A 14,502-nucleotide genomic window follows, 5' to 3' on the forward strand; every position below is an offset into this window, starting at 1 on the left:
AAACCTATGTCAAAATATAAAACAATACTGCAATCTAATAAAGACGAATTACATTCTTTATATGAAATTGCAAACCAAGATTCATGGAAACCAATTTATCATATCCACCCACCATTTGGATTAATGAATGATCCTAACGGTGTATCATACTACAATGATGAATATCACGTTTTTTATCAGTGGTATCCATTTGGTCCCATTCATGGAATGAAGCATTGGGGGCATGTGAGGTCAAAAGACCTTATTAACTGGGAGCGTATGCCTGTAGCCATCATCCCTACTGAAAGCTATGAATCACACGGTGCATATTCTGGTAGTGCTATCGTAAAAGATGGCCTTCTTCATCTACTTTATACAGGGAATATAAAAAAGCCTGATGATTCCCGTGATGCAAAACAATGTATGGCAACAATGGATTCACAATATACGATGACGAAATATAGTAATAATCCTGTTATTGATATAATTCCTGACGGATATACAAAACATGTACGTGATCCAAAAGTCTGGAAACATAATGATATGTACTATATGTTACTCGGGGCCCAACGTGAAAATAAAACAGGAACTCTATTACTATACAAATCACAAGACCTATACAATTGGCATTTCCAAGGCGAGATTACAACAAACTTAAAAGAATTCGGATTTATGTGGGAATGCCCCGATTACTTCCAATTATCAGGGAAAGATGTACTTCTCTTTTCACCGCAAGGAATTGAAAAAGACGGAGAAAACTTTCACAATGTATACAATGTCGTTTATGCTATAGGCCATTTCGATATTAAAAATTTATATTTCCATGTTGATTCCTATTACGAAGCTGATAAAGGGTTCGATTTTTATGCCCCTCAAACTTTAGAAGACTCTACTAGTCGTCGCCTATTGTTTGCTTGGGCAGGATCAAGTGAAATCACATATCCTTCTGATGATTATATGTGGGCTCATTGCCTAACACTTCCACGTGAATTAACATTAGAAGATAACATCTTAAAACAAAAACCAGTTTCAGAATTAACAAAACTACGAACAACAAAAAAAGACATTTCAGGAGATATAACAGCCGGATTAAATGTATTATCAACGCTTGATGATGAAGACTCCTATGAATTAATTGTTACACTTAAAACAGAAGATGCAAAACGGTTTGGTCTTTCTCTCTTCCACAATGAGGAGGAATGTTTCCCCATTACATTTAATCGGGAACAAGGTACTATTTCTATAGACAGGGGCAACTTCTACCATCAATTTGGCGGAGAATATGGATTTGAACGCTGTAAAAAAATCGATATTCAAGATACGATAGAACTACAAATATTTGTAGATAAAAGCATCGTGGAAATTTTCTTATACGATGGTTCAACAGTCTTTACGTCCCGAGTTTTTCCTCGAAAAGACATGAAACATCATATCGCAATCTTTTCAGATGCAAAACTAAACTTTACCATCACACAATATAAGCTGAAAAGAGGGATTGTATGAGAAATGTCTTTTGTATAGGTGAACTATTAATTGATTTTGTGTGCCGAAATACTAATGTTTCTTTAGTAAACGGTTCAGATTTCGAAAAAAAAGCTGGTGGAGCACCCGCTAACGTTGCTGCTGCGATTACAAAATTAGGTGGACACGCTACATTTATGGGGCAAGTAGGAAACGACCCATTTGGTGAGTTTCTTGAACAAACTTTACAGCGTGCGCAAGTCGATACATCCATGCTCATAAAAGATAAACAAACAACACTTGCATTCGTATCCATCGATCAAGATGGCGAACGTGATTTTACTTTTATGCGTGGTGCAGATGGTGAATATCAATTCAATAGCATTGATTTATCAAAAATACAAACGAATGATTTAATACATTTCGGTTCAGCGACAGCTTTACTATCAAGCCCATTAAAAGAAACGTATTTTCAGTTGTTACAATATGCGAAAGATAAAGGGCATTTTATTTCTTTTGATCCAAATTATCGAAGTGCACTCATTACAAATACAGAACAATTCTCTCAAGATTGTCTAACCTTTATAAAACATGCACACTTCGTAAAAGTAAGTCAAGAGGAAGCTACTATGCTCTCTAAAGAGAGTGATTTACAACAAGCTGCACTCAAATTATTAAATTATGGCGCAAAAGTAGTAGCTATTACACTTGGAAAAGACGGTACCCTTCTTGCGACAAATGAAGGTCAAACTATTGTCTCTTCTATTTCCATTCAACAAGTCGATACAACTGGTGCTGGTGACGCTTTCGTTGGAGCAATGTTATATCAGATTGCCCAAAGTGAACATACACTTTCGTATCATTTCAAAGACTTAACAGCATTTATCTCCTTTGCAAATAAAGTAGGCGCTATCACATGTACAAATTACGGTGCAATTGCCTCTCTTCCATCATTAACAGATATAAAAGCATACGATTAATCGTATGCTTTTTTTACATTCCTCTCCAAAAATCATGCATAATAAAAAAGTACAAAATAACGAGAACGGCCGTCCCGCATAGGGTAATGCGCCGATATATACTCTTCTCTCCTTCCCTCGCTTTCACAAACGCCCAAATAAATCCGAAGAATAATATTAAATCAACATATGGAACATAAAAAGAAAAGACGAGAAACGCATATAAATACACGATAAATAAACAGGTCGTTACTAAGAAAACTTTAAACGCAAATTCACTTTTCATAATATAACCGCCCCCTATCTGTACTGTATTATATTCAGCAAAATACAATAGTTGCAGTTAAACTCCAAGTATAAATAAGCTACCGTCTATAATACGGTAGCCATTACGGAACATTGTATTTCCGTTTATATATATTACTTAAAATCGAAGAAGGAATTTGCTCGTAACGAACTTTCTCTCCTGTTTCATCTATAATATACGAATTGTTTCCTATATAATATATTCCATCTTTTCGTTTTGAGTACACTGGATATCTTTCATTTGGCAATACCGTTTTCACTTTCGTTAACTGTCCATTTGGTTCTTGCCAATATATATCCGCGCGGTCTACTAACGTAAGTACTCCAATTTGTTCTTTTTCTATTTTTCGACCATTCCAGCTCACAACGCGATAACCAAGTTTATTTGCTTCATATTCGGGGCTCGTATGAAAACGAGAAATGATTACTTTTGTTTGTAATTGTACTCGGTCATATAACCATTGTATATCCCTGTCATGCATACGAATACAGCCATTTGATTCCCTACTTCCAATCGTCCATTCCCGGTTCGTCCCGTGAATTGCATATTCATTCTTATCTAGTCCAAGCCACCTCGTACCAAGAGGGTTATTCGGTGCACCCCCAGGTATTTTTTTTCGATGGTATTCTTTATTTTTAAATTTAGTTATAATACAAAAATTACCTTCAGGCGTAGGTGTACGATCTCTTCCAGTCGTTACTGGAAATGTTTTTGTGTAATTTCCATTTTCAAAAAAAGACAACTGGTTCGTCGTAAGATTTACTAATATTAAATGATCTGTATTAGCAAAAGCACTAACCGGTAGGATGAAAAATAATAGTATGATGAAACATAACTTTTTCAGCTATATCCCCCCTAGCGCTCCCTATAATAAGTGGAATTAACATTACTTTGCTCTTATAAATGAAAACTATCCATTTACAATAACGCCCCCATTTACATGTATCATTTGCCCAGTAACATAGGATGAATCACCAGATGCCAAGTATACGTATGCCGGCGCTAATTCATATGGTTGACCAGGCCGTTGCATCGGGACATTGCTCCCAAACTGAGAGACTTTCTTCTCATCAAAGCTCGATGGAATAAGCGGTGTCCAAATCGGGCCTGGTGCAACACCATTTACCCGAATCCCTTTTTGCACTAACGATTGAGAAAGTGATCTTGTAAAAGCTACGATTGCTCCTTTCGTTGCGGAATAATCAATTAACGTTTCATTTCCTTCATATGCAACGATAGATGCCGTATTTATAATGACATCCCCTTTCTTCAAATGAGAAAGGGCTGCTTTCGTAACGTGAAAATAAGAAAAAATATTAATACGAAATGTTTTTTCTAGCTGTTCTGCTGTAATATACTCTAGCCCTTGCTGCGGATATTGCTGTGCAACGTTATTCACTAAAATATTTAAACTACCTAACTGCCGGGCGGTCTCTTCCACAATATCTTTACAATGCTGTTCATTACTCAAATCCCCCGGCAACAATACACACTTTACACCTTCTTTTTCAACACGTTGTTTCGTCTCATTTGCATCTTCTTCCTCATCTAAATAAGCAATCGCAACATTTGCTCCCTCTTTTGCAAAAGCGATGGAAACTGCTCGTCCAATTCCGCTATCTCCTCCCGTAATTAACACATTCTTCCCTTTTAACTTTTCACTTCCTTTATAGTTTGCATCTTCAAACTGCGGAAGGGGGCTCATTAATGATTCAATACCTGGCTGCTTATTTTGATGTTGCGCAGGCATTGTTATAAAGTTTTTTTGCTGTGGCATAGCTGCTTTCAACTCCTTTTCCTTAGCATGTGCACAATAAAAAGCTGAAATTCACACATCGTTTTACGATTAATATTCGAATTTAAGACACAAAATATGAATTGTTATAAACTTTTTATGCAAAACTATTGCAAAATAGATAAAAAACGAATATTATATATAACTGTTGTGAAAATTATTCGTAAACAGAAAGGATGTTTATATGTTTAACCTTTCAAAACATAAAACTTCTATTAAAACTGAAATTATGGCAGGTATTATTACCTTCTTAACAATGGCATATATCATTGTCGTAAACCCTGTTATCCTTGGAGATGCAGGTGTTCCATTTGAACAAGCATTTACAGCAACAATTATCGCTGCTGTTGTCGGAACATTATTTATGGCAATCTTTACAAACTTACCAATCGCAATCGCGCCAGGTATGGGATTAAATGCTTACTTCTCTTACTCTGTTGTAAAAGCGCATGAAGGCATGACTTTCGCAATTGCATTCTCTGCTGTATTCGTAGCAGGTATGATTTTAATTTTGCTATCATTTACATCTTTCCGTACAAAATTAATGGAAGCAATTCCTGAAAACTTAAAACATGCAATTACTGCTGGTATCGGGCTATTTATCGCCTTTATCGGTTTACGTTTAACAGGTATCGTTACAAAAAATGATGCAAACTTAGTTGGACTTGGTGATCTTCACTCTGCTCCAGTACTACTAGCATTAGCTGGACTTGGAATTACAATTGTCCTTATGTCTTTAAATGTAAATGGCGCACTATTTATCGGGATGCTATTAACTGGTATTATCGCTTTCTTCACGGGACAATTATCATTCTCAAACGGTGTTACATCAATGCCTGGTTTACCAGAAGGAATTATCGTTTCAAATCCAATTACTGCTGTATCTGACGTAATTAACTACGGATTATACGGCGTTGTATTCTCATTCTTCCTTGTTACACTATTCGATACAACAGGTACATTACTTGGCGTTGCACAACAAGGTGGATTTATGAAAGACGGAAAGCTTCCAAAAGCAGGACGAGCTCTTCTATCTGACTCATTCTCAGCAACTATTGGTTCTATGTTCGGAACGACACCATCAACAGCTTACATTGAATCATCTGCTGGTGTTGCAGCTGGTGGTCGTACTGGTTTAACAACTGTTACAGTAGCGGTTCTATTCGCACTAGCAGCATTCTTCGGCCCATTAGTAAGTGCTGTTTCTGGTGTATCAGCTATTACTGCACCATCATTAATTATCGTTGGTAGTCTTATGATGGGTTCAGTTCGCCACATCGATTGGGACGCATTTGATGAAGCATTCCCAGCATTCTTAGTAATCTTAAGCATGCCACTTACATCAAGTATCGCAACAGGTATCGCACTTGGATTTATTTCATACCCACTTATGAAAGTGGCAAAAGGTAAATTCCGTGCTGTTCACCCACTTGTATATGTATTTGGAATTTTGTTTGCTTATCAATTGATATTCTTACCACATTAAAATCTCTCATAAAGAGGGATTTTTTTATACATAAAAAGTAGAGCATCGAAATTCGATGCTCTATTTTCCTTTTTTAAAAGCAATATAAAAAGACTGCAGAGAACTCCATCTCCACAGCCTAATTATTATTTTTGCAAGAACGCCTGCAAATCTGCAAATTGCCTCTTTGCATCTTCATAGCCTTGCTCGTATAAATTTTGTAGTTTTGCTGTATCTTTTTCCATACGATCTACTTGAAGCGGCACTTCTGGGCGAATAACAAATAAATTGCCAGCTTGTTCTTCTTTTTCAATATAGTGAAGTGTTTCATTATACACTTCATAACGATTTAGCATCGTGTTCACAAGGTTCGGATATTTTTTATAAGCTTTCGCAGCAATCCACCCAAATCTTGATTTTTTCTTTGCGTAACCATGATTTCTCGTTAAAATTACGACTGATTTTTTAAATCCATCTTCCTGTGCTTTACGAACTGGAATTGGATCAGAAATCCCGCCATCTAACAGTTGCTTGCCACGATAATTTACTACTGGTGCAATGAAAGGCAATGAACTAGACGCTTGTAATAAATTTAGCGCATCATCATTCGTGCCTTCTTTTTCAAAATAAACTGATTGCCCTGTTTCACAATCCGTCGTTCCTACAAGGAAACGTTCCGGGCTATTAAAGTATGTTTCAAAATCAAACGGCACATGCTTTTCTGGGATTTCGTGGAAAATGAAATCCATATCAAATAGCTGACGTTTTCTCCATAAGTTTTTATACGATAAATATTTCGGATGTGATGCATAATCAATATTGACCGTTTTATTTCTATTTCTTTGTCTGGAAAGATACGACGCTGCATGACAAGCACCAGCTGATACACCGATTACATATGGAAAATATAAATCTTGTTCCATAAAGTATTCTAATATCCCGCCCGTGTATACACCACGCATACCGCCGCCTTCTAATACTAACCCCGTATTTTCAAGCATGTTACTCTCTCCTCTATATATATTGACTCTTTAATTATTCACCATGTTAAGTATCTTTTTCTATTATATATGAGTTCTTTCAGAAATTATATTTAAAAGACTTGAGAAAAAGGAGTTTTTTCTTCCAATTATATTTCCAAATGACCGGAGACATCCTTTATAAACCTTTGAATAAAGTCTTGCTCTTCTTTCGTATATCCATCTAAAAGTAACAACCACTTTTCTTCAGCTTGCTTATGCAATTTTTCATGAGCTTTATATATTTCATTCCCACTCTCCGTTAAGCTGAAGAAGATTTCTTTTTGATTATCTAACATTTGCATCTTCTCAACGAATTGCTTTTGAAACAACTTTGTACAAATTTTAGAGATTGCTCCCTTCGTCATGCCCATTTCTGTCGTAATTGCCGTTACATTCATCAAACCATTTTTTCCGATACATTCGATTACATGTAACTCAGATAAAGACATACTACTTACGCCTGTCTCACGAAGAAACTTCTCATTTTGTCGTTTTAAATGTTCTTCTTTTTTATGCAAAAGTGTACGAATGTCCGACAGTATTTCCATTTGCTTCGTTGCATGCTTCAATCCGTTCGCCTCCTAAGTTTCCAAAGAAACAATTTAACTATATACCATTTTAAAACCATTTTTTCATCTTTACAAGTAAGAAAATCATGTTAAAATAATTTTAGTTTCCGATGAAACTAAATCACAAGGAGGTTAACAAGATGAAAAAATCTAAACTAACTTTCATTTTATATGTTGTCTGTATTAGTGCCTTACTCGGTTCCTTCGCTCAAAATATTTACACACCTATCTTACCGATGATTCAAAATTCTTTTCACACTTCTCTTTATCTTGTAAATGTAACAGTTTCACTTTTCACATTCGTTCTTGCAATTATGCAGCTCGTATATGGACCTTTAATTGATACAAAAGGGAGAAAATCTGTCCTTATCCCTAGTTTAGTCATTAGTACAATTGGTTCAATCGGATGTGCTTTTTCGGCAAACATTTATTTATTTCTCTTTTTTAGAGCTGTTCAAGCTATAGGAATAGCGGCTATACCTGTAGTTTCAGCAACGATTATCGGCGATTTATTTGAAGGAAAAGAACGCGGAGAAGCGATGAGCCTATACCAAATGTTACTTGCCCTCGCACCTGCAATGGCTCCTCTCATAGGTGGTTATCTTGGCAGTATAAATGGTCACTTATCTGTATTTCTCTTTTTATCTACACTTGGCATTATCTTATTAATTATAAACATTTCACTACTCCCAGAAACAAAGCCAAATATAATTAAACAATCTAAAGCACAAAAGAATTACTCTCTTATCTTAAAAAATAAAACTGGATTTTCTATTACTCTTATTGGCTTCATTCAATTTTGTATTTACTTTTGCTTTCTCGTTTTTTTACCGAGTATTTTAACAAATTCATTTCATTTAACTGTAAATAAAATTGGTCTTATGTTTGTACCAATGTCTCTTTCTATCATGCTAGGAAGTTTTTGCTACAAGTTTTTGCAAAAACGACTCACAACAAAGCAAGCTTTATTTATTACGAGTTTCTTCAATATTATATGTGTCGTTTTATTCTCTTTCACATATAGCATCAATATCCCATTCATTATTATCGTTACATCTTTGTACGGTTTTAGTATGGGACTTTCTATGCCAACTCACACTACTTTATTAACAGAAGAATTCGTACAAGAACGCGCAACAGCTATCGGTATGTACAACTTCATCCGCTATCTTGGTATGGGCACAGGGCCACTTATAGGTGGATTTCTTTTATTTAACCAAAATTACTTTTGGATTTTCTTCCTAGGCGCAATTATGTTTTTACTTGTAATCTTATATACAATGAAAATGCTAAGCCTTCATGCTGTACAAAAATTAAAATAGAGCCCCAAAAAATGTCGGCTCTATTTTACCCTCTTTGATCCGCAACAATATGAATATCAATATACTTTGTTTGTCTCATAATTTCATTTACAATAGAGCCTTTTCGTATTTCTTCCCACCTTGTTCTAGCCGATTGTCCAAGTAAAATTTGCGTCACCTGTAATCTTTTTGCCACTTCAATAATAACATCTGCTGGCTTTCTTCCCTTTGCTTCTTCTAATACAAAACTTGCATCAAATTGATTCGTTAGCAACTTCCACTCTTCAATCGTCTGCTTTTTTCCAGCTGAAATAGAATCTATATTTTCCCTCTCAACGTTTAATACGTACAATTCAGCGTTTAACCGATCAGCCATGCGCCATCCCCGTCTTATTAATTTCTCCGCTGTTGAACTGTATTGTACACAAACGAGAATTTTTTCTTTCACTCCGATTGGTTCTATCACTGTTTGACTAATCTTTTCGTCCATATCGTCAGCGACTTCACGAAGCGATAATTCCCTAAGTGCTCCTAAATTATTAAGCGTAAAGAAATTTTGTAAGCTTTGCTGAATTTTTTCTTCTTTATATATCTTTCCGTCTATTAACCTCTTCCGAAGTACTTCCGGTGTTGCATCAACGAGCTGAATTTCATTTGCTTTTTGTAAAATAAAATCTGGAACTCGTTCTCTTACTTTTACATTCGTAATTTGAGCTACAATATCATGAACACTTTCTAAATGTTGAATATTAAAAGCTGATAATACCGATATACCAGCCTCTAACAATTCCTGCACATCCATATAACGTTTTTTATGCTTAGAACCAGGAACATTACTATGCGCAAGTTCATCCACTACGACTACTTGCGGCGCGCGTTTTTTTATTCCTTCCACATCAAGCTCATAAAATACCTTTCCTTTATACTGTATTTCTTTCAAAGGAACTTTTTCTAAATCAGCAATTGCTTCTGCCGTCTCTTTTCTTCCATGCGTTTCAATTAAACCAATTACAATATCAATTCCATCTTTTTTCATTTCCCTTGCATCAAAGAGCATTTTATAACTTTTTCCTACGCCTGGAGCTGCTCCTACATATAACTTTAACTTTCCGCGATTTTGCTGACGAATATATTCTAAATATTCCTCTGGCGTTCGCCTTTGAAACTTCGGTTCATAATCATCTGCATACAAAATAAACACTACCTTTCATTCGAAACAACGCTACCTCAATCCGTTAGATTGAGGTAGCACTGTTACTATTTCATTAATTCCTGTAATGCCAAATTTAGCTTTAAGACGTTTACGCGGGTCTCTCCAAATAAACCAAGCGCAGCACCTTCTGTTTGATCTTTAATCAATTGATTAAGTTTTTCTTTCGGAATATTCGTTAATTTCGATATGCGATCCACCTGCACAGAAGCTGCCTTCGGACTAATATCAGGATCAAGCCCTGAACCTGAATTTGTCACTAAATCAATCGGTACTTCTGTAACTGGAACGCTCGGATTTTGTTTCTTCCACTCTTCAATACTTTTCTCTACTCGTTTCTCTAAATCTGGATTAGATGGTGCATAGTTATTTGAACCAGATGCTTCAGCCTTATATTCAATACTAGAAACACGCCCTTGAAAATAACGTGGATCCGTGAAGTTTTGCCCGATTAATTTAGAACCAATCACTTCATTTTTATCATTATATATTAGACTTCCATCCGCATTATCCTTCATCACGGCTTGTGCAATACCAGTAACAATAAGCGGGTATACAAGTCCGCACAACACTAGAAATGTAAAAGTAATACGGATAATTGGTGATAGTATACTTTGTTTCTTCTCCATCTTTTTCCCCTCTTCCTTATATGAACAAGCCGACAATTATATCAATTACTTTAATTCCAATGAACGGAACGATAACTCCGCCAAGCCCATAAATAAGTAAGTTTCGGCTAAGCAATGCATTAGAACTCATCGGTTTATATGCAATACCTTTCATCGCTAACGGAATGAGTAATGGAATAATAACAGCGTTAAATATTAATGCTGATAAAATCGCTGACAGTGGTGATGTTAATTTCATAATGTTCAATGCCTCCATTTGCGGAATCGCAAGTGTAAACATTGCTGGAATGATGGCAAAATATTTTGCTATATCATTCGCAATACTAAACGTCGTTAAAGCACCTCGCGTCATTAACAATTGCTTACCGATTCCTACAACCTCAATAATTTTCGTTGGATTCGAGTCTAGATCAATCATGTTTGCCGCTTCTTTCGCTGCTGTCGTACCACTGTTCATCGCTAATCCAACGTCCGCCTGTGCTAATGCTGGAGCATCATTTGTACCATCACCTGTCATCGCTACAAGTTTCCCTTTATCTTGCTCTGCTTTAATGACAGCAATTTTATCTTCCGGTTTACACTCGGCAACGAATTCATCTACTCCAGCTTCTTTTGCAATGGTTGCTGCTGTTAACGGATTATCACCTGTACACATAACCGTTTTAATCCCCATTTGGCGTAACTGTTCAAAACGCTCACGCATACCCGGTTTTACTGTATCCTTTAAATAAATTAAACCGTAAATACGATTATCTACTGCAACTACAAGTGGTGTTCCGCCCTCTTTTGAAATTAAGTCTGCTTTTTGATTTACATCTTTCGGAATTGTTCCGCCTTGTGACTCAACCCATTCAATAACGGCACCTACAGCACCTTTTCTCACTTTCGTTCCGTCTTGTAAATCAACACCACTCATTCTCGTTTCTGCTTTAAACGGAACAAACTCACCTTGTTCTGCAAGTTCTCTATTATATGATATAGATTTTCCCTGCACATACTCGATAACAGATCGACCTTCTGGTGTTTCATCTAAAACAGAACTAATAGCGGCCCACTTTCCAACTTGCTCAATCGTTTCATTTCCTACAGGCAATAATGTATGAGCCATTCGGTTCCCAAAAGTAATTGTACCTGTTTTATCTAAAATAATTGTATTAATATCGCCCGCAGCTTCTACTGCTTTCCCTGACATCGCTAGCACGTTAAATTTTGTCACCCGATCCATCCCCGCAATACCAATCGCTGATAGCAAACCACCAATTGTCGTTGGAATTAAACATACTAACAACGCTACAAGTACAGCAGTATCAATTTGAAAACCTAAATAATTTGTAAAAATCGGCAACGTCACAACGACGATTAAGAAAATAAGAGTTAAGCTCGTTAATACTGTATTTAAAGCAATCTCATTCGGCGTTTTTTGACGAGCAGCTCCTTCCACTAAAGAAATCATTTTATCGATAAATGATTCACCAGGATTACTCGTAATGACAATTGTAATTTCATCACTTACGACCATCGTTCCACCTGTTACGGAACAAAAATCACCGCCTGCTTCTTTTATAACAGGAGCTGATTCACCTGTAATTGCAGATTCATCTACAGATGCTAATCCTTTGATTACTTCGCCATCACTTGGAATCATTTCTCCTTGTTTTACGATAACAACGTCACCTTTTCTAAGATCAGTTGCTGAAACTTGGACGATGTCTCCATTTTCTTTTACTACATTTGCAAACACATCTTTCTTCGACTGCTTTAAAGAATCGGCTTGCGCTTTACCACGACCTTCTGCTAATGCTTCTGCAAAATTCGCAAATAAAACTGTAAATAATAGAATGAGAGAAACTGTTATATTAAACCATCCTGGTATACTACTAGAACTGCTTGGAAGAAAAGATAAAATGAACGTAATGATAAATCCAATTTCCACAACGAACATAATCGGATTCTTTATCATGACTTTCGGATTCAATTTCGCAACGGATTGCTTCATCGCATGTGTTACGATATCACGATCCATCGTTTTCGCTTGTCTAACTTCATCTTCTACAGCATGTATTTGTGACTCATTTAATTGTTTTTCTTTTACTACTACCGGTCTCATCATTTACCCTCCATTACTTCAATGTAAGAAATTCTGCAATTGGACCGAGTACTAACATCGGGAAGAATGTTAATGCACCGACAATTACAATTGTTCCGATGAAGATGCCACCAAATAAACTATTATCTGTACGGAACGTTCCGACTGTTTCTGGCACTACCGTTTTTTCTTTCAATGAAGCTGCCACAGCTAGCATCGTAATTAAACTGAAGTAACGTCCTAAAAACATAACTAAACCAGTCGTAATATTCCAAAACGGTGTATTATCTCCTAATCCTTCAAATCCAGATCCGTTATTCGCAGCTGACGATGTATATTCATATACCACTTGCGTCAAACCGTGGAAACCGGAATGAGAAATAGCATCCGTCCCTAAATTTGTTGAAAGAGCTAATGCCGAAAATCCTAAAATGAGCAATGGATGAAATAAAATCGTGACCGCGATTAATTTCATTTCCTTACCTTCAATCTTTTTACCTAAAAACTCTGGTGTCCGTCCAACCATTAACCCAGATATAAACACCGCGATAATTGCATACATAATAATGTTTACAAAACCTGCTCCAACGCCGCCATACACAGTATTTAACATCATATTTACAAGCGGAACTAAACCGCCAATTGGTGTTAACGTATCATGCATCGTATTAACAGCGCCTGTTTCAGCAGCTGTCGTTACCGTTGCGTATAGTGAAGAAAATACTGTTCCAAATCGTACTTCTTTCCCTTCTGTACTTCCTTGTACATGTTCGATACCCATTCCATTTAATGCCGGGTTCCCGTTTAGTTCAGATGTCGTAATCGTTATAAACCCTAGTAAAAATACCATAAATAGTGACACGAAAAGGATGCGGCCTTGTTTTTTATTTCCGACCATTCGTCCGTACGTAAATGGAAGTGCTGTTGGTAATAACATCATAAGCATCATTTGCAAAATATTACTCATTTGTCCTGGATTTTCGAAAGGATGCGTAGAGTTTGCTCCGAAAAATCCACCGCCGTTATTTCCAAGTTCCTTAATGGAAACGAATGATGCAACAGGTCCACGTAAAATACTTTGCTTTGCACCTTCAATCGTTTGTGCTGTAACCGCCCCATCTAACGTTTGTGGTACGCCAAGTGCGACAAAAACTAGTGCCGCAATAAATGCAATAGGAAGAAACACTCTCGTTAACGCTCTCGTAAAATCAACGAAAAAGTTACCAAGTTCTTTTCCAGCAAGTCCTCTTATAAAAGCCATAACGAGCGCTAATGTCGTTGCTGGTGCCGCAAACATTAAAAATGTAATCCCGATTAATTGTGATAAATAGGATAAACCATTTTCACCGCTATAATGCTGTAAGTTTGTATCAGCCATAAAACTAATCGCTGTATTAAAAGCGAGCGTAGGCTCCATCCCTTCAATATGTGCTGGATTTAGCGGCAGCACACCTTGTAATCTGAAAATGAAGTATACGACAACGATCATAAATCCATTTAATAAAACTAATGATAATGCGTACTGTTTCCACGTTTGATTGTATGCTTTTACACCCGTAATTTTAAAAATAAGTTTTTCAAAAGGCCCGAATACTTTATCTAACGTTTTGCTACCTTGAAAAGCTTTTTCTAAATAAATCCCCGTTGGCTTTGCTACTAAAATAAACAAGAGCATTGTAATAATGACTGCAACCCAAATCATAATGAATGATTCCCCCT

At 36.4% G+C, this 14,502-nt stretch carries 13 protein-coding genes; 4 read left to right on the plus strand and 9 right to left on the minus strand.

Going from position 1 to position 14,502, the window contains the following annotated elements; genetic code table 11:
- Window positions 1-6 precede the first annotated feature (6 nt).
- A complete protein-coding gene (gene scrB, locus BLT20_RS04110) occupies window positions 7-1,482 on the plus strand; it encodes a beta-fructofuranosidase (RefSeq protein ID WP_000049750.1) in 1,476 nt (491 codons plus the stop codon).
- A complete protein-coding gene (locus BLT20_RS04115) occupies window positions 1,479-2,420 on the plus strand; it encodes a carbohydrate kinase family protein (protein ID WP_001246640.1) in 942 nt (313 codons plus the stop codon). The genes scrB and BLT20_RS04115 overlap by 4 nt, the downstream gene beginning before the upstream one ends.
- 13 nt (window positions 2,421-2,433) lie before the next feature.
- On the opposite strand, the gene BLT20_RS04120 is transcribed toward BLT20_RS04115, so the two are convergent.
- The 3 genes from BLT20_RS04120 to BLT20_RS04130 all read right to left on the minus strand — a co-directional run bounded on the left by BLT20_RS04120 (window position 2,434) and on the right by BLT20_RS04130 (window position 4,483).
- Window positions 2,434-2,685: a hypothetical protein gene (locus BLT20_RS04120; RefSeq protein ID WP_000834195.1), complete on the minus strand. Its 252-nt coding sequence runs from the start codon at window positions 2,683-2,685 to the stop codon at window positions 2,434-2,436.
- A gap of 103 nt (window positions 2,686-2,788) precedes the next feature.
- Window positions 2,789-3,550 (minus strand): L,D-transpeptidase, encoded by a 762-nt coding sequence (locus BLT20_RS04125; RefSeq protein ID WP_025921749.1) that lies wholly within the window; start codon window positions 3,548-3,550, stop codon window positions 2,789-2,791.
- Window positions 3,551-3,616: 66 nt separating this feature from the next.
- Window positions 3,617-4,483, minus strand: a complete 867-nt coding sequence (locus tag BLT20_RS04130) for an SDR family oxidoreductase (protein ID WP_001136261.1) — start codon at window positions 4,481-4,483, stop codon at window positions 3,617-3,619.
- A gap of 202 nt (window positions 4,484-4,685) precedes the next feature.
- On the opposite strand from BLT20_RS04130, the gene BLT20_RS04135 reads away from it, so the two are divergent.
- Window positions 4,686-5,987: an NCS2 family permease gene (locus BLT20_RS04135; RefSeq protein WP_000482713.1), complete on the plus strand. Its 1,302-nt coding sequence runs from the start codon at window positions 4,686-4,688 to the stop codon at window positions 5,985-5,987.
- Between the two features lie 125 nt (window positions 5,988-6,112).
- Here BLT20_RS04135 and BLT20_RS04140 read toward each other — a convergent pair whose 3' ends face one another.
- Together BLT20_RS04140 and BLT20_RS04145 are read right to left on the minus strand one after the other, a co-directional pair.
- Complete coding sequence (locus BLT20_RS04140) at window positions 6,113-6,967, minus strand: patatin-like phospholipase family protein (protein WP_000892679.1); 855 nt, start codon at window positions 6,965-6,967, stop codon at window positions 6,113-6,115.
- 128 nt (window positions 6,968-7,095) lie between these two features.
- Window positions 7,096-7,557, minus strand: coding sequence for a MarR family transcriptional regulator (locus tag BLT20_RS04145; RefSeq protein ID WP_000679681.1), 462 nt, complete (start codon window positions 7,555-7,557; stop codon window positions 7,096-7,098).
- Between the two features lie 140 nt (window positions 7,558-7,697).
- Here BLT20_RS04145 and BLT20_RS04150 point away from each other — a divergent pair, with 140 nt between their 5' ends.
- Complete coding sequence (locus tag BLT20_RS04150) at window positions 7,698-8,879, plus strand: MFS transporter (RefSeq protein WP_000748728.1); 1,182 nt, start codon at window positions 7,698-7,700, stop codon at window positions 8,877-8,879.
- 25 nt (window positions 8,880-8,904) lie between these two features.
- Here the strand turns inward: BLT20_RS04150 and kdpDN are convergent, their stop codons facing one another.
- The 4 genes from kdpDN to kdpA are packed head-to-tail and all read right to left on the minus strand — an operon-like array spanning window position 8,905 to window position 14,485.
- Window positions 8,905-10,059, minus strand: coding sequence for a KdpD-like non-kinase potassium sensor (gene kdpDN, locus BLT20_RS04155; RefSeq protein WP_002025336.1), 1,155 nt, complete (start codon window positions 10,057-10,059; stop codon window positions 8,905-8,907).
- Between the two features lie 56 nt (window positions 10,060-10,115).
- Complete coding sequence (gene kdpC, locus BLT20_RS04160; protein WP_000412608.1) at window positions 10,116-10,697, minus strand: K(+)-transporting ATPase subunit C; 582 nt, start codon at window positions 10,695-10,697, stop codon at window positions 10,116-10,118.
- Window positions 10,698-10,713: 16 nt separating this feature from the next.
- Window positions 10,714-12,804 (minus strand): potassium-transporting ATPase subunit KdpB, encoded by a 2,091-nt coding sequence (kdpB, locus tag BLT20_RS04165; RefSeq protein ID WP_001248003.1) that lies wholly within the window; start codon window positions 12,802-12,804, stop codon window positions 10,714-10,716.
- Between the two features lie 13 nt (window positions 12,805-12,817).
- Entirely contained in the window at window positions 12,818-14,485 is a 1,668-nt protein-coding gene (gene kdpA / locus BLT20_RS04170) for a potassium-transporting ATPase subunit KdpA (protein ID WP_000638330.1), read from the minus strand.
- Window positions 14,486-14,502: the final 17 nt, after the last annotated feature.

Origin of the sequence: Bacillus sp. cl96 (assembly GCF_900100505.1) — a bacterium.
Taxonomy (GTDB): Bacteria; Bacillota; Bacilli; order Bacillales; family Bacillaceae_G; genus Bacillus_A; species Bacillus_A cereus.